The following is a 25,320-nucleotide window of genomic DNA, read 5'->3' as shown; positions in this document are numbered from 1 at the left end:
CTCTGGCTGAAGGCTGTGCCCGTGGCCGTACCACTCAGGGGACTACTGCCGTTGGAGAGAGTGAAGGCGTAGGCGCCCGTCACGTTGCTCACTGTAGCGGTAAAGCTGATGGGGCTACCCACGCAGATGGTGTTGTCGACAGCGGCAAAGCCGGTGATGGTAGGGGGTGGGAGCTGATTCAGCCGCACACTCACAGAATTACTGCTAGCATTTGCGGTTAAGATGTCCAGCCATCGCCGTCTACATCGGCCGCCGCTACACTAAAAGGTTCACCTCCCACGGCTACGTTGGTGGTGCCACTGAAGTTGCCATTGCCGTCATTCAAGCGCACACTCACATTGTTATTGGCTTGATTAGAGGCTAAGAGGTCCAGATCGCCATCCCCATCTACATCTGCTGCGGCTACGCTATTAGGGTTATTACCCACAGCGACCTCGGAGCCGCCACTGAAGATGCCCGTGCCGTCATTAATCCGAACACTTACACCAGGACTGCGTAAATTTGCCGTAAAAATGTCTAAGTCGCCATCGCCGTCCACATCGGCCGCTACAACCTCAGTAGGATTATTTCCCACAGCTACATCGGGAGCGTTGCTGAAACTGCCCGTGCCATCATTGAGCCGCACACTAACATTTTTACCGGCAAAATTAGCTGTTAACAAGTCGAGGTCCCCATCGCCATCCACATCGGCTGCCACTACATCATAAGGGACGAGCCCCACGGGTACGTTGGTGATGCCACTGAAGCTGCCACTGCCGTCATTCAAGCGCACACTAATACCACCATTAGAGCGAGCATTTGCCGTTAGGATGTCCAGATCCCCATCCCCATCCACATCCCCCAACGCCACACTATGAGGATTACTGCCCACGGCGACCTCGGAGCCCACACCGAAGGTGCCATCCCCGTTATTAGGGCGCACACTCACATTGTCACTGTTAGCATTAGCGGTTAAGAAGTCCAAGTCGCCATCTCCATCCACATCCCCCACAGCCACACTTTGAGGAAAACTGCCCACTCCTACGTTGGAACCACCGCTGAACGTGCCTGGGGCCGGAGCAGCGGCCGTGGTAAACTGGTAGACCTGGGCCTTGGCCAGGCCGCTGGCCGTGGTGGCGGTGGCAAAGACCACCTCGCCGGGCTTGAAGTCCGTGTTGGGATTAAACGTAAGTGAATTACCGCTCACCGTAGCAGTTCCGGCTTTCTTGCCCCCGGCCTGCTGGCTATAGACCGTCAGGGCACTGGCGCTGGTGGGGGGTTGGCTCAGGGTAACGGTGACGTTCGTGGCCCGGGCTGCCGTGTTGGCATTGCGCAGGGGCGATAAGGCCGTCAGAGTGCTAGGAAGAATGGGCACAATGACGACCTGGCCATTACCTGACTGCACAAAATACGAATCCGGGATGTGAGTTACGTTGGTAACGTAGGCTGGATCGGTGTACGAACTGCCCCCACCACCACCACCTGGAGAGCCAATCCCTCCCTCTCCCCCGCTACCACCGCCATAGTACCCACCACCACCAGGAATACTTCCTATTGCCACAGACGCATTTCCGCCGGTGGCCAGGGAGCCCGGTTGCCCATTTCTACTCGCTCCTTGTCCGCCTGCGCCACCAGCCGATTGGGTGCCACCGCCCCCTGGCGCAGATCCACCACCCGCTTGACCCTCAAGGCCACCCCCCGCACCACCTTGGCCCCTACTTTGGCCAGAGTTACCGCCCCCGCCACCCCCAGCGACAATGACCCGATTGGTCAGGTCATTTCCATTCAGACGAATATCCGTAGCTCCTCCTCCTCCTCCGCCAAAAGCAGTGGGGAAACCTGCGCCACTTCCCCCCCCGTTGTATCCGCCTGCTAGGGTTTGGGGAGTCCCGCCTATCGTGATCGTCAGCACTTGACCGGGGGTCACTGACAATAGGGCTTCTACTTGGCCCCCTTGGCCGCCAGGGCCTGTGGTAGCATTCCGCCCCTTTGCGCCAACGGCTACAACGGAGAGGCTATAGACACCGGCGGGGATAGTGTAGGTCTGGGCTGAACCGTCTGAACCATTTGTGCCATTGTAGGAAAACGTAACGGGGGCAGGAGAGTGGGTTAGTAACGACAAAACAGCAGCACAAGACTACGGCTCCCTGATTTAAAAAAGGTGCACTATTGTTCCGAAAAGGTGCACTATTGTTCAGCCCCCGGCCAAAAGGCGATAATTTTGGGGCGAAATGCCAAATTCTTCGGAAAACAACCGGCTGAACTACGTGGGATTGTTGAAGCCCACGGCGTAGCCCACCTGCGACACGTTGAGTTTCGTGGTGGTTAACAGCACCTGGGCCTGCCGTAACCGCAGGGCGCGCACGTAGTGACTGAAGGACATCCCCGTCAGGGCCGTCAGCTTTTTGTGAAGGGTAGTCCGGCTCATGCCCAGCTGCTTGCTTATGGGGTGACCCTGCTCGTCGAATTTGAAACCCCAGGGGTCACACCAGAGACTGGTGTACCTTGCAGGTAACCGGTTTTAGTGGTCCTTTGGCTATCGCATTAACCACCGGTAAAAGTTGGGGGCCGATTACGTCTGCGGCCGCTTCGGCATGCGCTCTGCTGTTCCAGACTACCAACTGGCTGAACCGTTGATCGCCTTCTAGACCGGTTATCGTATCGGTTACCGAAATTGTACCTGTCCTCTCGGCCAAGTTGTAGTTTACCGAGTCAACAGTTGCATTAAACTGAACGTAAGTGCGCAACTTGTTTGTATCGGCAAAGCGATGGATATACCGTTCCACTTCTCATACTCCCTGAAGATGCATCCGCGCCTATTGCCGGAAACCGGCCTTGTCGTTGTTGATAAGCAGCCTGATTTCCGGCACGGGATGGTGTAGCGGACTGACTGACGGATTTGCGTTTGGCGCTGGCCTACGTGACCGCGACACCTACCGGGGCCATTGTTTTCCTGGCTGGCTGGGCTACGGATAAAGGGAGCCGGATACAGAAGGTCGTGCCTTTGCCCGCGCTACTACCAACTGACATAGTTCCCTGCAACACCTCAACCAGGTCCCGCACCAGGGCCAGTCCGGCACCCGTTCCTTCGTAAGTCCGGTCCACCTTGCCGTCTGCCCGATAAAACCGGTTAAAACCAGGCGGTAGCGTAGCGGGGGAAAGCCCGATTCCCGTATCGGATACGCTGACCTGTACCGAACCGGCTGCCAGCAGAACATCCATGCCTACCTCGTGGCCCGAGGGCGTAACCGTAAAGGCGTTGGCCAGTAGGTTGGTCACTACCTTCTCCACCTTATCCCGGTCAAAACGGGCCCAGTATTCGGGTTCGTTCTGGGTAAAGGAAAAGTGAATCCGGCGGGTATCGGCCAGCGCCTGGAATGAACCAGCCAGGGTCCGGAAAAAGGCAGCAATGTCGTCCGGTTCGGGTTGGGCTTTCGGTTGGCCGGCCTCCAGTTTGCTTATATCGAGCAGTTGATTGATCAGTCCCAGCAGCCGGTTGCTGTTGCGTTCCATCATGGGGAGCATCGGCTCATCGGGAAATCGCTTTCTCAACTCCGATAGTGGACTGATAATCAGGGTAAGGGGCGTGCGTAACTCGTGGGATATACTGGCAAAGAAGTTGGTTTTCAGCACGCCCATTTCCTGTAACTTGTCGACTTCCACTTTTTTCAGCATCAGGGCATTGGCGGTGGCAATCCGTTCCTTCATGTGCGTCTGCACAAACCGTCCCAGCACCAGCGACATGACCACCATTTCGATACTAAGCGCCAGCACGGGCAACTGGCTAAGCAGGGGGACGTAGGTAATTATCCGCAGAGTTGCCATCTGGTAAAAGGCAAATGGGATGATACACAGCGTCATGGGCAGCACGAAATACGGCGAGGGTTGCCTGCCCATGGTCCAGACAAACACCGCACCAATAAAAAACAGCCCATACGTAGCCAGCGTCAGGGTGGCATAAAACGCACTAATGGACGCATTCTGAACGGACAAAGGCAAAAAGACCCCTATCAGACTAAGGCCCATAACCAACAGCAGCGACCACCGAAGCGGCTTAAAGAACGGCTGCCCATCCAGCAGGCTATACATCCAGACCGCCAGCCCCATGGGTAGCAGGCGTACCATTCCATGCTGCATCCAGTCCAGCAGATTAGGATAATTGACCAGAAAAAGGGAGAACACTCTGGCCCGGACCAGCGTTGCCGTGTAGAGCAGAAAAGTACAGAGGGTATAAAACCGGAAGTGCGGATCAGGAATGAAGCGGATCAGCACAAAACTGTTCAAAACGCGCAGGATAACCAACCCCAGAAACAGCCAGATAACGAACACAACAACCTGCTGTTTGCTCAGGTGGTAGTATTCGTCCCAAACCGTTACGTTACCGTGCATACTCAGGCTACTTTCGATACGAAGGAAAACCGTTACGGGCTGGTTGGTGGGGAAGGTAGCCCGAAAAAACGGGGCTGTGGCAAAAAAGCCCTGATTCCCGTAGGGCCGTTTAAGCCCACTTTGCTGGTGTATTACCTGCCCGTTCGGATAAACCACATACAGGTCTGCGTAATCAAGCGAGAGGGCATCCGGCAGGCCGAGCAGCCAGTGCTTTTGGTTTGCCCTACTGTGGTTGGTCACCTCAAACCGAAACCAGTAAGCACTGCTGGTAAAGCCGTACTGAAATTTTTCGGAATGGCTGGGCAAAAAATCAGTGCGTTGCCGTACCTGAGCGAACGTTAACCGGGCCGTTTTATCTTCCAGCAGAGACAGCCTGCGCCCAACGGGAACAAAGCGGGTTGTATCCTGCAACAAAACAGCAGGCGGAATTGCCTGACCGCTACTAACTAGCACAGGAAAGCAGAACAGTAACAGGAAGGCGCAGAAAATGATACGCATAAGGCGAATACGGTAACAAATTACTAAAGTAACCCTACCCCATAGTACACACCACAAAAATTCGGCCAGAAAAATCAATGGCTTATCCGGCCTTACCGCATCATTCGGCCCCTACGGCAACTGCGTTTTCGTTCCGCTGGAAAAATCCCCTGCTACCGGTGTGCCAGCGAGCAAAAAAAACGGCTTTGGAGGGCCAAAAACGGGTTTATTTGTCAATCAGACCGAAAATTAAGTACCTTGCATTTTCGATCTTCCCGTGTGTATGACCGACCGTAAATTTCCCATTGGCCCCTTTGTGACGCAGGAACACTACACCCCGGCCGAAATCACCGGCCTGCTCCAAACCATCGACCGCAGCGTTGGTGAGTACCAGCCGCTTGTCGGGTCACTTCCCCCCGCCGACCTGCTGAAGCGGTATCGGGAGGGTAGCTGGACGGTACAGCAACTGGTTCACCACGTGGCCGATATCCACCTGCTGCACTTTCTGCGGATGAAGAAAGCCCTGACCGAACCCGATTACACGGACGTTACCCTGATAAACATGGACGGCTGGGCCAGAACAGCGGACGGGCTGGAGGCACCCGTAGCCGATTCCCTGCTGATGCTGGATGGCATTAACCGGCGTTATCTGTACCTGGCCCGGTCACTGACAGAACCGATGCTGGCCGTAACGTACCATCATCCCGTTCGGCAACGGCTTTTCAATCAGGCGCAGGCGCTGGCCATGTCGGCCTGGCACGTGCAGCATCACCTGGCGCATATCCGGCTGGCCCTCGCTTAAAAACAACAAACATACCCTTCTCTCTATCAGACCCGTTTCCAGTCCGGAAACCATCCCTCATGCCCAACCCTGTATCCGTTACCCAGGCCGAACCGGCCGTTGCCCAGCCCGCTCCCATTAAACGGCTTCTCTCCCTCGATACCCTGCGGGGCTTCGATATGTTCTGGATTATGGGGGGTGAAGAGCTATTCCACGTACTGGCCAAAACTACCGGCTGGGGCTGGGCTGAGAGCGTGGCCCATCAGTTCTCCCACCCGGACTGGAACGGCTTCCGGGCGTACGACCTCATCTTTCCCCTGTTTCTGTTTATGGCGGGCGTTTCCACGCCGTTCTCCATTGGGAGTCGGCTGGCAAAAGGGGATGACAAAGCCCTGATTGCCCGGAAAATTATCAGCCGGGGTCTCATTCTGGTGGTGCTGGGTATTATTTATAACAACGGCCTGTTTACCAAAGCCTTCCACGACATGCGATTTCCGAGCGTGTTGGGCCGCATTGGGTTGGCAGGTATGTTTGCCCAACTCATTTATCTCTACGCCCGGCCGCGCACCCAATACGGCTGGTTTGTTGGAATTTTACTGGGTTACTGGGCCTGTATGATGCTGATTCCGGTACCCGGCTGTGGGGCGGGTGTGCTCACAATGCCCTGCAACCTGGCCAGCTACATTGACCGAATGGTGGTGCCGGGACATCTGTACAAAACCATCCACGACCCGGAAGGGTTGTTTTCGACCATACCCGCCATTGGCAACGCCCTGCTCGGCATTTTTGCGGGTATGTTTCTGCAAAAGTCAGTCAAAACCGGAAACCGGAAAACGGCCTGGCTGCTGGGGGCGGGGGCGGGCCTGGTGCTACTCGGTTACCTCTGGAATTTCGTGTTTCCCATCAATAAAAACCTCTGGACCAGTTCTTTTGTGCTGATAACGGGCGGACTGAGTTTACTGCTGCTGGGCCTGTTTTACTGGATTATCGACGTGAAAGGAATAAAAGGCTGGACGTTTTTCTTCACCATCATCGGCATGAATTCCATCCTGATTTACCTGGCAGGTGCGTTCATCGACTTCGAGTATGCGGCCCGCTTCTTTTTTGGCGGCCTGCTCAGCCTGTCTTCGTCCGATGTGGTAACGGGCCTTGGCGGAGTACTGGCGTTTCTGGCCGTGAAGTGGCTGTTTCTTTACTTTCTGTACCGCAAAAAAACGTTTCTGCGGGTGTAGTTACGGGAGTATCATCGGGCGAAACAAACAGCACCGGCAACAGACTGGCATACCGGTTGACACCCACTTTCTATTGACTTTTCTTCGGAAAAACCTGGTGCGTGTTGGCCCAATCGCGCCAGTGCTGCTGCAAATCCGCGAGTAGCGCTGGCTGGCTTTTAGCCTCATCACGGGCTTCGATAGGGTCGGTGATGACGTTATAGAGTTCCCAGGTTTCTTTTTTGAGGTGATAGATAGCCTTCCAGTCGCCTTTCCGAACCGCCCCGTACCATTCGTGTTCCCAGTACATGTATTCCGGGTCGGGCTGGTTGCCGGTTTTGAACGTGGGCAGCAAACTCCGCCCCGACAGGGGCGTGATGGACTGGCCATTATGAAACGTTTTGGGGTAGGTAGTACCCGTCAGGTCCAGAATGGTAGGCATCAGGTCCATGATGTGGCCTTTTACCGGCGTAATCGTTCCCCGCTGCGACTTGATGCCGTCCGGATAATGGGCGATAAACGGCGCGCGCATCCCGCCCTCAGACGGTTTGACTTTATACTCGAACAACGGCGTGTTGGAGGAGTTGGCCCAGCCAATGCCATAGGAAACCGGCCCTGAAAAATCAGGCTCGTTGATGAGTGCCATGGGCCGACTACCTAACTCATCGTACGTTTCGGCGCAGGCTCCGTTGTCCGATAAAAAGATAATCAGGGTGTTATCAAACTGCCCCCGTTCTTTCAGCGTAGCAACCAGTTTACCCACGTTCTGGTCGAGGGACGATACCTGAGCGGCATAGACGGCCATACGATAGGCGGTGCTGTCTTTTTCTCCGGCGGAAAGTTCTGCCCAGGGCCGCACCCGGTTGTCGCGGGCCGACACGGGGGTACCGGACCTGAAGAGGCCCATTTTCTGCTGCCGGGCCAGCCGCTGCTGCCGCATCACATCCCAGCCCGCACTGTACTTTCCGTTGAATTTCGCAATGTCGGCTGGTTTGGCGTGGAGGGGCCAGTGGGGCGCGTTGAAGGCCAGGTACAGAAAAAATGGTGCTTTATCTTTCTGTTCCTGTAGGAAGCGGACGGCATAGTCGGTGAAGGCGTCGGTCGTATAGTAATTCGGGTCGGTGGGCGGGTCGAGGGGTTGGTTGTCTAATGTTAGTCCGCGCCCACCCTGCGGTTTTAAATAACTGGTAGCTCCGGCCAGGATACCGTAGTACCGGTCGAACCCCCGTTGCAGCGGCCATTTTTCTTTACCGTGCATGCCTACGTGCCATTTACCGGCCATGTAGGTATGGTAGCCATTGGTTTTGAGGGCTTCGGCAATGGTTACGCAATTCCGGTTCAGAAACCCCTGATAGCCGGGTGTTCCCCAATGAAAAGCATCCGGGCGTTCGGGGTCTTCAGACATTTGCCCGATGCCGGCCTGATGCGAATATAAACCCGTGAGCAGACTGGCCCGCGTGGGGCAGCAGCGGGCGTTGTTGTAAAACTGCGAAAACCGCAGGCCGTTTTTGGCCAGGGCGTCGAGGTTGGGCGTGGGAATTTCTCCGCCGTAACTTCCAATGTCGCTCCAGCCCATGTCGTCGGCCATGATGATGACCACGTTGGGCCGCTGAGCCTGGATTGATACGGCTGAGCGGCAAAGTAAGAATAGGGTAATCAGGATAATTCTCATGGCGGAAGTGTATCGTTTTATAAGAGAAGGGTGTTTTTTGTTTCTCAGGGGCTCCCTCCGTCGTTGCGGAAGTTGCAGCGTTCGGGAGTGGTTATTCAGGTCGCCGGTAAACGTAACCACACGATTAGTCAGGAACCGGCACAAAGAGTCAGAAACCTGGTGTTTAAGCTAAAAATCAATTATATGTCTGCACAAAAGTGCAAATTCAGCCAGGCGATTATCGCTAAATTGATAAAGCATTTCACTGAACTATGCTACCCCATCCATCGGCGGTTCGACCGATTAAGTAACGCGTTGATAGACCAATCAACGCTGTGGGGCAACCTGAGGCATTTATTCTTTACAAACCTTACCGTTAAGTAATTACGCGAATTTAACCACTTGCTTTCCAGACTATTTTATCAAACTTTGTTTGAGAGAGTCAGGCACTATTGATGCCCTGTCATTTTAGAGGTGACTTTGCCCTCAAAATTGATTCGAGTCATACAAGCATCGAAATTGACTGCTTCTGCACCTATTCGAACGGCAAAATTATCACTAGCGGTACATGGTCATCAACAGCAGATGATTTCTTAAAAGTGAGTAGACCCTACTAGCTCAAACCAGTTTCGCGGTAGAAAGGAGGCTTTGTGTCAGCTACCCCTTACTTATAGCTCGGATGGCGTGTTTACGTTGCCAGATTTTGAGGAGCAACAAAATTTACCACAGCACTTTTTGCCCGGCGAAAGTTTACCAGATAGGCCGATAGAGCATCAGGGTAGTTTGAGCGTTTGAACTCCAAAATCAGCTGCTCAGGACCCACTTTTGTGAACCGTTGAGCAACCCATATAAGTCAACAATTCCCTATTCATAGCCACCTATTTTAACAAGTTCACCCATGAAACATTTATAGGATACGCCCCTGAAGGGTTTGTACGTACAGTACGGTTGTGGCCTAACGACACCGAAAGAGTGGATTAACTTCGATACTTCGCCCACACTTCGGGTCCAGAAGATACCGGTATTAGGGCCATTGATTAAAAAAAAGCTTTACTGCGTTTTCCCCAACAATGCCCTCGTTGGCGACATTATAACGGGGTTACCGATACCGGCAGATTCCTGCCTGGGCGTTTACAGCTCACATACGTTAGAGCACCTAAGCCTCAGCGATTTTCGGAAGGCTCTGAAAAATACGTATACCATACTACAACCCGGTGGGTGGTTTCGATGCATCGTTCCTGACTTAGAGACGTATACCCGCCAGTACATTGCGGAGCTCGAATCAGGTGATGTAAAAGCCAGTCACCGGTTTTTATCGCCCTGGGGTGAACGTACAATGCTGGGTGCCGAGAATCGCCCACGGGGAGTAAAGGGCCTGCTAAAGTCCTTGCTGGGCAATTCGAACCATCTTTGGATGTGGGACCACTGCTCATTAGCCAACGAGTTGCGGGATACCGGATTCACCCATATCCGTGCCTGTACGTTCAATGACTCGGCAGACCCAATGTTTCGGCATGTAGAAGACCCTGCCCGTTTTCAGTCGGCGGTGGCCCTGGAGTGCTCAAAGTGACCAGATGGGGGCGTATGCTACCGGTTGAGTTGAACGGCGGTTAGTGGCTGCAACACCGTAGCTTCCTTCGGGACAATGTATGGAAGCATTAATACCCATAAATCAATCGGCCAAAATGCTTTACCTGTTTCACGAATAAGCCGCTACCCGAAACGCAGTCATGGTTCGTGACACCAGGTAACATACGGGTCATTGTCCTATTTTGACCGGAAAATGCCACGCAGGGGCGCAACTGCTGGACCGGAGTTTTGAGCTAAATTTTCAGGAAGGATTTGTCGAATACGTAATCAATTTAAACTGGTTGGTCAGGTCCGTCAACGATTGTTCTACCCCCATGCGCTCCAGCGAGGAAGCACCCACAAAGCCATGGGCGGATGTGTGTTCCAGCATCATGCGAACATCGTCCGGCGTGTTGATGGGGCCGCCGTGCGCCAGAAAAAAAGCGTCGGGATTGCTCTCTCTGGCAGCATCAATTATTGCCTGGGTGCGCTCAACGGCCTCATCCATGGAGCAGGAGGCATCCACTACGCCAATGGAGCCGCCAACGGTGGTCCCTACGTGGGCAATGATGGCATCGGCCCCGGCTTCGGCCATTTGCCGGGCCTCGTGCGGAGTGGCTACGTACACAATGGAAAACAACTCCATTTTGCTGGCCAGCCGTATCATCTCCACTTCTTTGTCGAAGCCCATGCCGGTTTCTTCCAGTACCTGCCGGAAGTGCCCATCCACAATGGAGTGCGTCGGGAAGTTGTTCACGCCCGAAAAGCCCATCTCTTTCACTTTAAGCAGATGATGCCACATCCGCCGACGCGGGTCTGAGCCGTGTACCCCACAAATAACCGGAATCTCTTCCACGACGGGCAGCACCTCAAATTCGCCGATTTCCATGGCTACGGCATTGGCATCACCATAGGCCATCAGACCCGCCGTGGAGCCGTGCCCCGACATACGAAAACGACCGGAGTTGTAAATAATAAGCAGGTCGGCCCCGCCTTTTTCGATGAATTTAGCGCTGATACCGGTTCCCGCACCAGCGGCAATAATGGCTTTGTTCTGGTTCAGGGTAGCCTGTAACCGGTCTCTTACTTCCTGCCGGGTGTAGGGGTTTCCTTTCCCCGTCCATGGGTTTGGCATACTGTAGTGGTTTGGTGTTGTTAACGTCTAGTTAGTTTCAGCGGCCGGTTTCCGTTGCTTCATCAGCGCAAGCAGGCAACCGACCAGCAGGTTTGAAAAAACCGTATCATTGATGTGAGCCGCTGATTCGATTAGATTCACCGTTGCCGCTATATTGTTTTTTATGGCCCTGAAAAGTGCCTCATCGGCAGCAGGCCAGTAGAAAACGCCACCTTCTGCATCAATCTGTGAAATACCGTTCATGGGTAAAACTACCGTTACGGGTCCGGTAGACTGGCTGACTTTTTGCGCCAATCGAATACCCAGTTCGTTGTTTTCTGCCTCGTTGGTTCGCATCAGTGTTACGTCCGGTGCCCAACTGTACAGCATTCGGTTCCGGTACGCAACGGGCACCGTATCGGGCTGGCCAAAATTAACCATGTCCAGACACCCCGGCACCACCACCGCTGGAATACCCAGGTGGGCAGCCGCCAGCAGCCGCTCTGGTCCGGCACTACAAATACCCCCGCACAGGTCGTCGGCCAGTTCGGTAGTGGTGACGTCCAGAACGGCATCAAAATAGCCCTCCCGAATAAACGCTTCCATCGTTTTACCACCCACGCCCGTAGCATGAAAAGCCAGTACCTCGTAGCCCTGTTTCTGCAAAAGAATCGTGCATTGCGCAACGCAGGCAGTTGTATTGCCGAACATACTAATGGCAACCCGGCCTGCTGACGTTGGTTGGCCCGCTGTAGTGTCAACATTCGCCATGGCGCATATGGCTGCGCCTGCCTGCTCAATCAACGGGGTAATAATACTGTTCAAACCGGCAATATCCACCACCGACGACATGAGGGTGATGTCTTTCTGACCAACCTGTCGGGATAAATCTTTGGCTGCCAGCGTGGTCAGGCACAGTTTCGGAATACCGAACGGTACCACCTGCATGGCCAGCAGCGTAATGAACGTACCACCTCCACCACCCATACCAATAACGGCTTTTATCCGGCCGGTATCAACCAACTGCTTCGTAATGACCGCGGCTCCCCGACCCATCACGTCGATGGCCAGGCCTCTGTCCTGCCGGTTTCGGAGATAGTCAAGTGTATAGTTTGCGGCCTGAGCAACGGCACTGGCTTCATACTCTACGGGAAACGCTGTGGTACTGTCCATAACACCCGTGTTAATAGCAATGACCTGTTCTCCCCTTGCCAGGATACAATGTCGCAAATGGGCAAAAAGGGCTCCTTTCGTATCGAAACAGCCAATCAGTAAAATATGCTGGTTCATGGTGGGTTTCGGTTTTTGTGCGCTCGTTGACTGCCTGTGCCGGGGCGGTTAATGGAATGGCGCAGGCCGCCAGTTGAGGCTGTAAGGAATCCGGGCCGGCAAATTAAACGGTATCCTCCCCTATTACCTGTTATTCGTCTATACTTCCTCTCAAGCCTTTGAGCTAACGGGGAAAGACGCTTCAATGCCCAGGTTCTTGCGGAGTTCAGCCACCGTTTTTAGCAGGTCGTCCATATTGTTTTGCAACGCCGGGGTGAGCGGCTCCACCACCCGGCGGGTTTTCAACGTAATGGGAAGTCCCTGCTTTTTCAGGCTGTACTTGGCAATGGTTGGGTAGGCCGTATGCACCAGATCCATACTGTCGGTTAAAAACTGTTGTACCTCGTTCACGCCATCCTGACGGGCGGCATCATCGAAATGGGTACAAAGCCAGGTGATGAGTTCCGGAAAAATATTACCCTGAATGCAGCACAAACCAGCTGCCCCCGCCCGCAGTGACGACACAGCGTTGACCATGTAGGCATCGTACAGCGCAAAATTATAGCCACGCGCCACCGCTAACCGACGGCTCACCTCGTCGGCATCCAGGCACGTATCCTTGTGGTACACCAGCCGACCCGTAGGCAACAATTCCCTTAGTATATCACTGTTAATGAGTCGCTTGTAGGGTACCGGACACTCGTAGAATCCCAGCGGGATGGCTTCGGTCAGAGCCATCAACTGGTGCATCCGGTCCAGGAAAACGGCATCGCTCTCGGCCTCACTTGCCAGGTGACTCGTAATCACGATGACGGCCTGTACGCCGGTGTCGTAGATACGTTTGACAAAATCGGCCTGCTGCGCAATGGACCCGCCAAACGTACCCGTAGCGACTACCGGCACCTGACCACCCGCCCGCTCCACTACCTGTTTGGTAATAGACAGCCGTTCCGAATCGGTCAGCTCGTACATCTCGCTGGACAAACAATTGGCAAACAAACCCGCAGCCCCCGACGCGATGTAGTAATCGGTTAGATGGGCCAGACCCGGCGAGTCGATGGCACCCGATTCCAGGAAGGGTGTGAGCATGACGGGGATAAAGCCGCGCGGCAATGTGTCGGCGGTGTGATTGGAGGGAGTCATAGCAGTAGGATTCGAAAATACGGGAGTTGATAGAGGAGAAAATTCAATTTGTGAGACTACGGTGCGGTGGTGTTGTCGGTACCGGTTCGCCTTTTCTGGAGCGCAGTTTCGTGAGCAGCAGACCGACCAGAAAAATAGTAAGCGTGCCAATTACCATCGTCATGTTCTGGTTGAGCGGGTTGCGTAAATAAGTATACTCAGCGGGTAACTGACCCGAAAACGTTAGCCAGACAATAACCAGCACACCCACAACCGTGGCAGTAAAGGCTTCGGCGTTGCGGGTTTGCCGGGAAATGATACCCAGCAGAAATAACCCCAGCATCCCCCCGGCAAAGATACCGGACAGCAGCCACCAGACGTCCAGCACACTCTTCACGCCAATCATGGCAATGCCGGTGAGCATCCCGAAAACGCCAAACAGGGTGGTCGCGATGTACAAAAGCCGCAGCGAGTTTTTGGCCGACAGGTTAGGGTTGATGTACCGCTGGTAAATATCCATCGAGAAAACGGTGGCCGACGCGTTCATGCCGGAACTGATGGTACTCATGGCCGCCGACATAATGGCCGCTACGATGAGGCCCAGCAAACCCGCCGGTACTTTATTGACCATAAAATGGGGCATTACCTTATCGCCGATATCGGCTGCGCTGAGCGTACCGGCCAACTGACGGATAGCTGCCTGACTCCCGGCAGGTAACCGTTCGGTGGCTACCTGTAGCCGGACGGCGTCCATCAAATCGGGGTTGGTCTGGTAATAAGCATACAGGGCGGAGCCGATGAAAAAGAACAGCAGCGAGATAGGTACGTACAGATAAACGCACAGCCAGACCGACCGGGCGGCTTCGTTGATAGACGTAGTCGTGTGGTACCGCTGCACGTAGTTCTGGTCCATGCCGAAGTTGTTGAGATTCATAAAAAAACCATACAGCAACACCACCCAGAACGTGGGTTGGGTAAAATCAGGGGCGAAACTGCCGAGGCTGAATTTGTTGTCGGTCGTACCAATATCCATGATGTGACTCACTCCGCCGGGCATTCCCTGCACCACCAGCCACAGGATGATTACAGCCCCCGATGTTTTCACGACGCCCTGCACCACTTCCGTCCAGATAACGGCTTCCATGCCACCCAGTACGGTATAAATAATGATGCAACTGCCCACCACCAGCATGATAGTCGCCATGGGGTAGCCGGTCAGGGCCTGCAAACTGAGGGCAATACCAAAGAATATGGACCCCATGCGGGCCAGTTGGGTCAGCAGAAAGCAAACCACGGCGTAGGTTCTTGCCCAGGGCCCAAACCGGTGTTCCAGATGCGTGTAGGCCGATACTTCGCCCGTGTGGCGGTAGAACGGAACAAAAAATCGGGTGGCTACCCAGGCTGCCAGTGGCATAGACAGGCTAAAGACAAACGAGTTCCAGTTGGCCCCGAAGGCTTTTCCCGGCACCCCCAAAAACGTGTTGCTGCTCAGGAAAGTAGCATACAGCGACATGCCAATGGCCCAGCCCGGAATCCTGCCCGACGCCGTAGTAAACTGGTCGGCACTCCCCGTTTTTCGGGAGAAATAGACACCAACGGCAATCATACCGGCCAGATAAACCAGTATAACCGACAAGTCAAGCGCAGGTAATGTTTTCATGGCTGTAGGCTCTCACTGACCGAAGTTGCCGGATAAATTATCCGATTATGGACGAAAGATACTAGTTAACTTCTGATGTCAATCGGCGAAGCAGGACACATAGGTATGACTAATAGGATAGTTTTTTAACTTTGTTAATAAAGTTATACGCGATTCAACAGGTTTACTTCTCAACAATTACCGCATTAGTGTACTAAATTATCAAGTTGGCTTAGTTGAATAGGAAGGCACCTTTTCACAGGGTTTTCATTGACATGCTGGCTACGCAACGGTGAGTTTATTATTATCGCCTTTTTAACGGGGTCTGCACGAATAATAGCCGATGGTTTCGCGTAACAATTTCGTTATATGATAAGTTGTTTACTGATTACCCCCTCCCAGAAACAACCTCTCTCAACAGACTAACGCCACAACGGCACGTCCAAAAACCGGCATGATGAACGGAGATGAAAAACACCAACTAACCGAAGACGAAAAGAAACTCTTCGAAGACCTGATGCCGGAGGACCTCAACGACATCCTGGATACGGGTGTCAACCGGCGGCATTTTCTGAAATTGATGACGCTGGCCGGTGGTGGCATGCTGGCGGCTCAGTCGGCGGTGGCCGAGCAGGTTTTTACCCGCCCCCACAGCATTCCACTGGACACGGCTCCCCTGGCCGCTATCGAAAACGGGGTCGACGTGTCATTCCGTGTCAATGGTGCGGCCCGAAAATTAACGGTCGATTCCAGAATGACGCTGCTGGACACCCTGCGCGAACGGCTCGCACTGACCGGCTCTAAAAAAGGATGCGACCACGGGCAGTGCGGGGCCTGTACGGTTATTGTGGACGGGCAGCGGGTATTGTCCTGCCTGACGCTGGCAGCCAGTTGCGAGGGCCGTTCCGTTAAAACCATCGAAGGCGTGGCCCAGGGTAATGACCTGCACCCGATACAGGCCGCTTTTCTGAAACACGACGGGTTCCAGTGCGGCTTCTGTACCCCCGGCCAGATCTGCTCGGCGGTGGCCCTGATGGACGAAGCAAAACGGGGAGATGCCAGCTACGTGACCGAAAACGTTCGCCGGAAAGCCGGGCCGGTTCAACTCTCCAACGAAGAGATCCGGGAGCGGATGTCGGGGAATATCTGCCGGTGCGGTGCCTACCCCAATATTGTGGCGGCCATTCAGGAAGTACACAGCGGCGAACCCGTAGAACAAACCTGGCACTTCGCCGACTAACGCCTTTCACCTTATGAGACCATTTAAATACACGTCCGCCACCGATATTTCTTCGGCCGTAAAAGGGCTGGCGGGGAAGCCAAACGCCAAATTTCTGGCGGGAGGCACCAACCTGCTCGACCTGATGAAGGAGGATGTGGAACGGCCCGATGAACTAATTGACATCAACCGACTGCCCCTCACTAACATCAAAACCATCACCATCGGTACCAACCAGGGTGGCCTTTCCATTGGTGGTCTGGGTAAGAATACCGACGCGGCCAACCATCCACTGGTTCGCCAGCAGTACCCGTTGCTGACCCAGGCTATCCTGGCCGGTGCATCCGGGCAGATACGGAACATGGCGACCAATGGTGGTAATTTGCTGCAACGGACCCGCTGCCCCTACTTCTACGAGGTGTCCATGCCGTGTAACAAACGGGAGCCGGGTACGGGCTGTAGCGCCCTGCAGGGCGTCAACCGGCTGCACGCTATTTTTGGCTGGTCGGAGAAGTGCGTAGCGGTTTACCCGTCCGATATGTCGATAGCCCTGGCCGCGCTGGATGCCGTCGTAACCGTCAGGAATGCCAGCGGACAGGAACGGGCTATTCCCTTTGCCGATTTCCATCGGCTACCCGGCGATACGCCCGAAAAAGAAACCAGCCTGAACCCGGGTGAACTCATCACGGCCATCGAACTGCCCAAAAACAACTTTGCTAATCATTCCTATTACCTGAAAGTGCGCGACCGTGCTTCATACGCGTTTGCCCTGATTTCGGTAGCTGCTGCGCTGGAACTGAATGGGAATAAAATCAGCAAGGCCCGCATTGCGATGGGTGGGGTGGCGCATAAGCCCTGGCGCGTGCTGAAAGCCGAGCAGCTGCTCGTCGGGAAAGAAGCAACTGAAGCGAACTTCCGGTTGGCAGCCACGGCCGGGATGGCGGATGCCCGCCCCCTGGAGCATAATAAATTCAAAGTAGAACTGGGCAATCGGAGTATTGTCCTGGCCCTGCAACAAGCCCTGAACGGCAGCAAGTCCTGATTTAATCATTCAATGCCATGCGCGAAAAAGACAAACTAGTCGGTACACCCGTCAGTCGTATCGACGGTATTCTAAAAGTGACGGGTAAAGCAGATTATTCGGTAGACCACCCGATTAAGAATGCCGCCTACGCCATTTTGTTCAAGAGTACTATTGCCGCCGGAACCATTACGAACATCGACTCGGCAGAAGCCGAAAAATCGCCGGGTGTGCTGGCCGTTATCACGCATAAGAATGCGCCCAAACTAAACGTGAAAGGCGGCATTCGGGGGGGAGCGATGTTGCAAAGCCCTGCAATCGAGTTCTACGGCCAGAACATCGGTATCGTCGTGGCAGACACATTCGAGCAGGCCCGCCATGCCGCACACCTCATAAAAGTTGACTACGACAAAAAGACGCCGAAAGCTGATTTCGACAAACTGGCCAGCGAGGCTAAACCCCCGAAAGACAATCATGACGAGAAGTGGGGCGATGCAAAAGCGGCACTCGGCACGGCCAGCTATACCGTTGAAGAGACTTACTCCACCCCCATTGAGCACCATCATCCCATGGAACCCCACGCGGCCATTGCCGAATGGACGGGCAACCAGGTGACGCTTTACAGCAGCGCCCAAATCGTAAACGGCGCGCAGAACGCAGCGGCTGCCACCCTAAACCTTAGCCCGGAAAACGTCCGAATCGTTTCACCGTACATTGGGGGCGGGTTCGGCTCAAAAGGGGGCCAGTGGGCCAATTTGGTGCTCACGGCCGTAGCGGCCAAAGTGGCCAACCGCCCGGTAAAACTGGCGTTGACCCGCAACCAGATGGTTAATTCGGTTGGGCTACGCCAGCAAAATTTCCAGAAGGTAAGTCTCGCGGCAACAAAAGAAGGCAAATTGACCGCGCTGGCGCACGAAATTACGACCCACTGCGCCATTGACACGGAGTTTGTGGAGCCCTGCGGAGACTGTTCCAAAATCATGTACGACACCCCCAACGCGCTCATTACGTATAAGGTGGTACCCATGAACGTTATCCTGCCGACCTACACCCGTGGTCCGGGAAAATCGACGGGCAGCTTTGCCCTTGAATCGGCGGTGGATGAACTGGCGTACAAGCTGAAGATGGACCCCATCGTGTTTCGCATTAAAAACGAACCGGCAAAAGACCCGTCAAACGGCAAACCCTGGTCGTCGCGAAAAGCGGTGGAGTGTTTACAGGCGGGGGCCAAAGCTTTCGGCTGGGATAAGCGTAAGATGGAACCCCGGCAAAATCAGGATGGTGATTACCTGATTGGCTACGGCGTAGCGGCTGGCACGTATCCGGCGCACCAACGGCCAAGTTCGGCCATCGTAAAGCTAAACCGGGAGGGCAGTACCGTTACCGCCATTGTAGAACTGGCCGCGGCCGACCTGGGAACGGGTACCTATACCATACTGGCCCAAACCGCGGCTGACGCGCTGGACCTGCCCATCAAAAATGTAACTGTTCATATTGGTGACTCAGACCTGCCGCCAGCCGCCGGGTCGGTGGGTTCGGTAGGCGCCACCAGTTACGCCAACGTGGTGAACGATGCCTGCATCAAGCTTACGGATGAGTTGATTGCCAAATCAGGCAAGCAATACTACGCCCGCCCTACCGCTTCGCAGTTGATGGTGTCGGAAAAGATACCTACGCACCAAACAAGGGTGGATTCCAAGCCACTGGCGAGCGCGGAGGAATACTCGGCCCATAGTTTCAACGCGAATTTCGCCGAAGTCCGGGTCAATAAGTTAACGGGTATGGTCCGGGTTTCCCGGTTTCTGGCCGTAACGGGAGCGGGCAAAATACTGAATCCCAAAACGGCCCGGTCGCAGATAATCGGTGGTAATGTATGGGGCATCGGCATGGCCTTAACCGAAGAATCGGTGCTCGACCCGCGCTGGGGCAATTTCGTGACCCGGTCATTGGCAGATTATCACGTTCCATCCAATCTGGACATTGGCGACCTGGACGCTATCTTTATTCGGGAAGAAGATACCCTCGCCAACAAGATGGGGATAAAGGGAATCGGGGAAGTGGGTATCGTGGGAGTAGCAGCCGCCGTTGCCAATGCGGTGTTCAACGCCACCGGCAAGCGCGTTCGGGAGCTACCCATCACACCCGACAAGCTGTTATGAGGTTGACGGGTGTTCTTCGGTGTATTCATTCAGCCCCTTCAGGCGTTTCAGGAAGCTCCTTATCCCTATCAGTAAAACCAAAACACCTACCGGAATAAACAGGATGAAAACCACGCGTAGAGACGGAGAATCCAGGTATTCGGCGAATCCCGTTCCACTGGCAATCAGCCCTAAAGCCGTTCGGACGTAGGCTAACAGTGTGCGTTCGTTGGCCAAACGGGTTCGGTCGGCGGCTAGCTGTTCCGTTAGTGTCAACGGGTGTCGGACAGGGTTGTTGGATTGGCTCATTCTTGTTGGACGTAGTTTATGCTTTATTCGGCGCATAGTAAGTTACGTTGACCAATTCACCAAATAAGGCCGGTAAATTCACTAGAATGGCAGCCGAAAAATCAAACGGGGGTTGTATACCCTTCGTTAAATCCCGGAAGGGCCATTCAGCCCCGGTACACTTTTGAGTAATTTAGTCCCCTGTCGACCTTACTTAGTCAAACTAACAATGACTATGAAAACTCTTTTGACACTAGCGACCCTTTGCGGCCTGGCATCGGCAGGTATGGCCCAAACGCCCGCTGTTCCATCGCCCGATATACAAATCAAAACCGCTTTACTAGCTGCCCCGGCCGACAAGCGCGACGCAGCGATGGTGTATGGCTACTCCCCTAAAAATGAATTTGTTGTTTTACGCAAAGGCACCAACGAACTGGTTTGTCTGGCCGATGACCCAACGCAAAAGGGGCTGAGTGTGTCCTGCTACCACAAAGACCTGGAGCCCTTCATGGAACGGGGCCGCGTGCTGAAAAAGGATGGCAAAAAAGCCCCGGAAATACTAGCCATGCGCGAGCAGGAGGTGAAGGATAAGAAGCTGATGATGCCGGAGCACCCATCAACCCTGTATTCCTACTCGGCCAAGGATGAGCAGTACGACGCGGCCACCGGCAATGTAAAAGATGGCTACCTGCGCTACGTAGTCTACATCCCCTACGCTACCGCCGAAAGCACCGGACTACCCCTGAAACCCGAAGCACCGGGAATGCCCTGGATTATGGACCCCGGCACCCACCGGGCACACATCATGATAAATCCCCCCGTGTCGGCAACAGCCACAAAGTAACAGCTAACCAAAAACGAATGCGTAACCTACGCATTCGTTTTTGGCTCTGCCCCCCGAAACGCGTCCTTCTTACTGACAGCCGGTAGCTTTACCGGCCTGCCTTCCCGCGCCGACTTGTAAATGGCTTCCATTATCTTTTGATCCTGTAATCCTTCTTCGCCGGGCGTGTAGGGTATGGTATTTCTAATAATGGATTCCGAGAAGTGGTCAATTTCGGCAGCAAACTGATTTATGTCCGCTATTTTATGCTGGGTGAGCCGGTTTTCCTTACCCTCCGCCTGGCTGGTCTGCAATTGTAGCCCTTCGTACGAGAAGGCGGGGTCCATCTCCATCCAGCCGGTCTCGGCCAACACTTTATAACGCCGGTCCTCGTGGTGGCCGTAGCTGGTGGCGCAACTGGTTTGTACGCCACTCGGAAATTTCATGAGCCAGTTCACCTGTTCTTCCACTTCGCGGAAACGGGGATCATCCGGTGTGCTGTGAATAAAGCCCATTACTTCGGTCGGTTCTTCGGCCAGCAAATACCGGATCGTATTGAGGCAATAAAGACCAACATCGGGCAATGCCCCTCCCCCGGCCAGCTTCTTATCAAAACGCCAGTGCGACGGGTTATCGGAGTTTTGCCCATTATTGGCCATAATACTTTTCACCTTACCGAATTCTCCCTTCTGCACCATGTCCCGCACTATTCTATGGTGCGGCTCATACTGGATCCGGTACGCAACCATCAACTTTCGATTGGCCTTTTTACAGGCATCAATCATGGTCTGACACTCTGCCACCGAGTTGGCCATTGGTTTTTCGCAGAGGATATGTTTCCCCGCCTGCGCTCCCCGAACCGTGTACTCGGCGTGCATACCATTGGGCAGTACGATGTATATGGCATCCACTTCCGGGTTGTCCCGTATCTTGTCGTAGTCTTCGTAGCTGTAGCAACTTCCGCTTTTGATGCCGTACTGCATGGCTACTTTCTTCATTTTTTCGGGACTACCACTCACCAGAGCAACCACTTTTGATTTTGTACAGGCACCAAATGCGGGTAATAGCTGATTAAGTGTCAGGTGACCCAGCCCTACAAGCGCGTATCCCACCCGTTTTGCATCGGGCAGGGGTGTAGGCGGGGGCGGGTCCTGCTGCTCGGTGGCGGCTTTTATTGGCTCCAGCTTAATGGGCTTGGTGGAATCGGCGGGCACTTCGGCTGGTGGCGAGGTAGCGGGCAGTTTAGGTACAGAGCCACTGGAGACTGCCGTAGAAACAGAGGAGTTGACGCTGGCACCTGTTTTGTCACCGCAGGCAACCAGTATGCTGCCGATAGCACCGGTCGCCAGCCCCAATCCAGCCCGTCGCAGGAATTGCTGCCGGGATAAATCGACTGGTTTCGTGTGCTTAAACAGGGGTTGTATTAAATCAGGAATCGGTTTCATACAGTAGGGTATTTACTGTATGAAACCGATTCATAAAACAGGTTGTTCGCCGAATTCTTATTTCATCGGCGAGTAATCCGTGGGTTTCATGTAAACAGACTCTACTTTGGTCGTCAGCGAACCACCACCCATCTTCTCCGATTCCTCTTTGGCCGCTATCCACTTGGGGTCTTTCCGGAACTCATCGAAATGCTGCTTTCCTTCGGCTTCGCTGGGGTGGGCCAGAATATAGACCAGTTTAGGCGGGGTAGCAGCCTCTTTTTCTTCCGTAATAAAATAGCCAACATTCGTCATGCCATGCTTACTGAATAATTTGATGGTATGGTCCCGAAAGCGCGACAGCAGGTTCGGCATCTTGCCCGGTGTGGGTGTGTATGTACGCAGCTCGAATACGCGTTCGGGCGACTTTTGAGCTACTTTAACTTTGGGTGATATGTCGGATTCGGTCATAAAAATCTGATCGACGTGATCCACCAGTTTACCATTGGCTTCGGTTTTGGCGACTACAGCTTTCCATTCCGGATCACTCCCAAACGCTTTCCAGGACGCATCACGGGCGGCCCGGTCGGGATAGGCCAGGATATAGATCAGTTCTTTATTGGTGGTGTCGGTTGGGGTCCAATAGCCAATATTTTCCATGCCGTGTTTTTCAAAAATCTTTGTGGTGTATTGCCGGAAACGGTCCACTATTTCGGCATACTTTCCGGGAGTGGGATGGTAGATGCGCACTTCGTAGAGTTTCGATCCGGGCTTGGCAGGGTTGGAACCGGGTTTGTCGGGTTGCGTAGAAGCTGGTAAGGCGAACGTGCTGATGCTCAGCAGCAGGCTACCCATTAATACTGAATACAGATTGGCGATCATGTTATCTATTGACTAAAAATAATAAGTTAGTACCGCTATAAGGGTAAAGGAGCGATTTTCTAACCGTGAGGCTGTTTAGATTTCGATGTGATGACCCGGCTCCGTTGGCTAAAGGCCAGCGGCTATTCATAAACAGTTACCAGGGACTGACTAAATTAAGTCTTGTCGGGGCTTTTAATCAATTGGCTAATGCCTAACGCCAACGGTAAGCAAACAAAAGTTTGATCAGCTGCCCAATCTCATTAAGGTAGCGACGAAAGAGCCAAAACAACTCCCGAAATTACTTGTGAATTACTTTATTTAACGATGATTATTTTGCACTCTGCCCGAAACAAAGCGCATTATCTTGCCAGTTCGGCCCAAATCCTTATTTTTGTTGGTTAGCCGTCATTTTAACCCACCTTTTCTCACCTATGCTTAGCCGCGTTGCCAACTCCGTTTACTGGATGCACCGATACATTGAACGGGCCGAAAATTATGCCCGTTTTATGAGTGTAAACTTCAATCTGGCTCTCGATCTCCCCCCGAATGTAGATCAGCAATGGGAACCACTCCTGATCGCTACGGCAGATAATGACCTGTTTAAGAAGTATTACAAGCAGCCAACGCGGGAGAACGTTATTCAGTTTATGACGTTTGATAAGCGGAATCCCAACTCCATTCTCATGTGCCTGAGCAACGCCCGCGAGAATGCCCGTACCATTCGGGAGATCATCTCGAAAGAAATGTGGGAACACCTCAATCAGTTTTACATGATGGTGCGCGATACCCCCCCCAAGCAACAATGGGAGCTGGGGCAAACGCAGACTTTTCTGACAGAAATCAGAAACAGTACGCAGTTGTTCTACGGAATTATTGACGCCACCATTACCCGCAATGAAGCCTGGCACTTTGGGCGGCTGGGTCGGTTTATGGAGCGGGCCGATAAGACATCCCGCTTTCTGGATGTTAAATACTTTACGCTGTTGCCCGAAGTAGAACTGGTGGGTTCTACCATCGACCTGATGATCTGGTCGGCCGTGCTCAAGTCGGTGAGTGCGTACAACATGCACCGGCAGCAGTATCGCTCCCTAACACCATCGAGTATCATTGAATTCCTGATTCTGGACCGCATGTTTCCCCGGGCAGTAGGACACTGCATCCGACAGGCGGAGTTGTCGCTCTACGAAATTTCGGGCAACAATATCACCAATGGCTTCGGCAATTCGGCCGAGCGGTTAATCTCCAAACTCCGCACCGACATTGAGTTTACCGAAACAGCCGATATCTTCAGAGCGGGTTTGCACCAGTATCTGGATGATCTGCAGACACGCATCAACGATATTGGTGCGGCCATCTTCCAAACCTACTTCGACTCTAAGCCGATAGAGGTGTAACGGTTAACTGGTTGAGTGGTTCAGTGGTTGAATAGGATCAACGGCTCAATCAGTTAACTACTCAACCACTCATTGAAATATGGGTAACGACAGCGCCAGGTAAGCCATACCCGCCGTATGCCGGAATCGGTTATTATCAGCCACAACATCGCGATTGGCGACGGACATTTCGGTGATGAGCCACTGATACCCCAGCTTCACGCCAACCCGCGGGGTAAGGCGAATGTTGGCATATACCTGGGTTGAGAGGGTTCCCCTGTTGTTGTCGCCCAGCAAGCGCGCGATAATAACACCGGGTGAAGCCTTCTGCAAAGCGTTTGCTCCCTGAAACGGAACCAGCAGCGAATCGGCCCCGGAGGCTGACAGGATAGCGAACTGACCCGTCGATGACTGGTACTGCCCCGTGCGTGATTTGCCGAAAGTAAACCCCAGCAGATCAGTACTGGCCCCTAATTCCACTCGTCCCAGACTAATTTTTGCCCGAACGCCAATACTGAGTGAGGTCATGGATACATGATCGAAGCGAACCGTGTCGATATTGGCCGGTATAAGGGGTAAACCAATTGAGCCTAATCCCGATTTACCCCGCGTAAGGCGGGCGGGTGCCGTATAATAATTGAGATTATCTCCGTAAAAGGCTCCCAGCCGCACATTCCAGCCAAATGCAAACAGCTTTCGCTCGCCAACAGTAAGGAGTTGGTAATAGGAAACCGACGGATTATAGTGGCCGGTGGAATAGGCCATTCCGATATCATAACCGCTGCTAAGGCGAGCCGCCACCGGCGATTGAGCAAAACTGGTAAAGGAAGCTATTAGTAAAAACGCAACGAGTATTTTCTTCATGCAGGCAAGACAGGCTGTTAAGGCGGGCAAAGATAGGGGTATTACCAATTGGTCTGAAATGAAAGAACGGGCTTCAGGGTCCAATGAACAGGCATTTTATCGTGT

20 protein-coding genes are annotated in these 25,320 nt (G+C 53.6%); 8 read left to right on the top strand and 12 right to left on the bottom strand.

Features of this window, described 5'->3' with window-relative positions; translation table 11 throughout:
• Positions 1-217: 217 nt before the first annotated feature.
• The 3 genes from B156_RS30585 to B156_RS0125710 form a co-directional block, all read right to left on the bottom strand.
• The gene (locus B156_RS30585; protein ID WP_084757882.1) at positions 218-2,101 is read right to left on the bottom strand and encodes an FG-GAP repeat domain-containing protein; all 1,884 of its coding nucleotides are present in this window, start codon (positions 2,099-2,101) and stop codon (positions 218-220) included.
• Between the two features lie 141 nt (positions 2,102-2,242).
• Positions 2,243-2,413, bottom strand: coding sequence for a helix-turn-helix domain-containing protein (locus B156_RS31125; protein ID WP_281167538.1), 171 nt, complete (start codon positions 2,411-2,413; stop codon positions 2,243-2,245).
• A gap of 482 nt (positions 2,414-2,895) precedes the next feature.
• Positions 2,896-4,866, bottom strand: coding sequence for a sensor histidine kinase (locus tag B156_RS0125710; RefSeq protein ID WP_018622679.1), 1,971 nt, complete (start codon positions 4,864-4,866; stop codon positions 2,896-2,898).
• A gap of 262 nt (positions 4,867-5,128) precedes the next feature.
• On the opposite strand from B156_RS0125710, the gene B156_RS0125700 reads away from it, so the two are divergent.
• The gene (locus B156_RS0125700) at positions 5,129-5,647 is read left to right on the top strand and encodes a DinB family protein (protein WP_018622677.1); all 519 of its coding nucleotides are present in this window, start codon (positions 5,129-5,131) and stop codon (positions 5,645-5,647) included.
• A gap of 59 nt (positions 5,648-5,706) precedes the next feature.
• Positions 5,707-6,858: an acyltransferase family protein gene (locus B156_RS0125695; RefSeq protein WP_018622676.1), complete on the top strand. Its 1,152-nt coding sequence runs from the start codon at positions 5,707-5,709 to the stop codon at positions 6,856-6,858.
• Between the two features lie 70 nt (positions 6,859-6,928).
• Here the strand turns inward: B156_RS0125695 and B156_RS0125690 are convergent, their stop codons facing one another.
• A complete protein-coding gene (locus tag B156_RS0125690; RefSeq protein ID WP_018622675.1) occupies positions 6,929-8,509 on the bottom strand; it encodes an arylsulfatase in 1,581 nt (526 codons plus the stop codon).
• Between the two features lie 910 nt (positions 8,510-9,419).
• On the opposite strand from B156_RS0125690, the gene B156_RS29895 reads away from it, so the two are divergent.
• Entirely contained in the window at positions 9,420-10,058 is a 639-nt protein-coding gene (locus tag B156_RS29895) for a class I SAM-dependent methyltransferase (RefSeq protein ID WP_018622672.1), read from the top strand.
• A 261-nt stretch (positions 10,059-10,319) separates the two neighbouring features.
• Here the strand turns inward: B156_RS29895 and B156_RS0125670 are convergent, their stop codons facing one another.
• The 4 genes from B156_RS0125670 to B156_RS0125655 all read right to left on the bottom strand — a co-directional run bounded on the left by B156_RS0125670 (position 10,320) and on the right by B156_RS0125655 (position 15,222).
• A complete protein-coding gene (locus B156_RS0125670; protein WP_018622671.1) occupies positions 10,320-11,192 on the bottom strand; it encodes a phosphoenolpyruvate hydrolase family protein in 873 nt (290 codons plus the stop codon).
• Between the two features lie 27 nt (positions 11,193-11,219).
• A complete protein-coding gene (locus tag B156_RS0125665) occupies positions 11,220-12,461 on the bottom strand; it encodes a Tm-1-like ATP-binding domain-containing protein (RefSeq protein ID WP_018622670.1) in 1,242 nt (413 codons plus the stop codon).
• 150 nt (positions 12,462-12,611) lie between these two features.
• Positions 12,612-13,583, bottom strand: a complete 972-nt coding sequence (locus tag B156_RS0125660) for a dihydrodipicolinate synthase family protein (RefSeq protein ID WP_018622669.1) — start codon at positions 13,581-13,583, stop codon at positions 12,612-12,614.
• Positions 13,584-13,626: 43 nt separating this feature from the next.
• A complete protein-coding gene (locus tag B156_RS0125655) occupies positions 13,627-15,222 on the bottom strand; it encodes a sodium:solute symporter family protein (protein WP_018622668.1) in 1,596 nt (531 codons plus the stop codon).
• A gap of 433 nt (positions 15,223-15,655) precedes the next feature.
• Between B156_RS0125655 and B156_RS0125650 the strand changes: the two genes are divergently transcribed.
• The 3 genes from B156_RS0125650 to B156_RS0125640 are packed head-to-tail and all read left to right on the top strand — an operon-like array spanning position 15,656 to position 19,600.
• Positions 15,656-16,441 carry a 2Fe-2S iron-sulfur cluster-binding protein gene (locus B156_RS0125650; protein ID WP_018622667.1) on the top strand — a complete coding sequence of 262 codons (786 nt, stop codon included), beginning with the start codon at positions 15,656-15,658 and terminating at the stop codon, positions 16,439-16,441.
• Positions 16,442-16,454: 13 nt separating this feature from the next.
• Positions 16,455-17,462 (top strand): FAD binding domain-containing protein, encoded by a 1,008-nt coding sequence (locus B156_RS0125645; RefSeq protein WP_018622666.1) that lies wholly within the window; start codon positions 16,455-16,457, stop codon positions 17,460-17,462.
• A 17-nt stretch (positions 17,463-17,479) separates the two neighbouring features.
• Positions 17,480-19,600: a xanthine dehydrogenase family protein molybdopterin-binding subunit gene (locus B156_RS0125640; RefSeq protein ID WP_018622665.1), complete on the top strand. Its 2,121-nt coding sequence runs from the start codon at positions 17,480-17,482 to the stop codon at positions 19,598-19,600.
• On the opposite strand, the gene B156_RS0125635 is transcribed toward B156_RS0125640, so the two are convergent.
• Complete coding sequence (locus B156_RS0125635) at positions 19,595-19,888, bottom strand: YidH family protein (protein ID WP_018622664.1); 294 nt, start codon at positions 19,886-19,888, stop codon at positions 19,595-19,597. The genes B156_RS0125640 and B156_RS0125635 overlap by 6 nt on opposite strands.
• Before the next feature lie 214 nt (positions 19,889-20,102).
• On the opposite strand from B156_RS0125635, the gene B156_RS0125630 reads away from it, so the two are divergent.
• A complete protein-coding gene (locus tag B156_RS0125630; RefSeq protein WP_018622663.1) occupies positions 20,103-20,711 on the top strand; it encodes a hypothetical protein in 609 nt (202 codons plus the stop codon).
• A 26-nt stretch (positions 20,712-20,737) separates the two neighbouring features.
• Here B156_RS0125630 and B156_RS0125625 read toward each other — a convergent pair whose 3' ends face one another.
• Entirely contained in the window at positions 20,738-22,135 is a 1,398-nt protein-coding gene (locus B156_RS0125625) for a Gfo/Idh/MocA family protein (RefSeq protein WP_018622662.1), read from the bottom strand.
• A gap of 57 nt (positions 22,136-22,192) precedes the next feature.
• Entirely contained in the window at positions 22,193-22,996 is an 804-nt protein-coding gene (locus tag B156_RS0125620) for an NIPSNAP family protein (RefSeq protein ID WP_018622661.1), read from the bottom strand.
• A 413-nt stretch (positions 22,997-23,409) separates the two neighbouring features.
• Here B156_RS0125620 and B156_RS0125615 point away from each other — a divergent pair, with 413 nt between their 5' ends.
• Positions 23,410-24,372 carry an alpha-E domain-containing protein gene (locus B156_RS0125615; RefSeq protein WP_018622660.1) on the top strand — a complete coding sequence of 321 codons (963 nt, stop codon included), beginning with the start codon at positions 23,410-23,412 and terminating at the stop codon, positions 24,370-24,372.
• A 69-nt stretch (positions 24,373-24,441) separates the two neighbouring features.
• On the opposite strand, the gene B156_RS0125610 is transcribed toward B156_RS0125615, so the two are convergent.
• Complete coding sequence (locus tag B156_RS0125610) at positions 24,442-25,215, bottom strand: hypothetical protein (RefSeq protein WP_018622659.1); 774 nt, start codon at positions 25,213-25,215, stop codon at positions 24,442-24,444.
• Between the last annotated feature and the right edge of the window lie 105 nt (positions 25,216-25,320).

The organism is Spirosoma luteum DSM 19990 (genome assembly GCF_000374065.1).
Taxonomy (GTDB): Bacteria; Bacteroidota; Bacteroidia; order Cytophagales; family Spirosomataceae; genus Spirosoma; species Spirosoma luteum.
The sequence above is the reverse complement of the archived record's forward strand: the minus strand, read 5'-3'. Positions and strand labels throughout refer to the sequence as shown.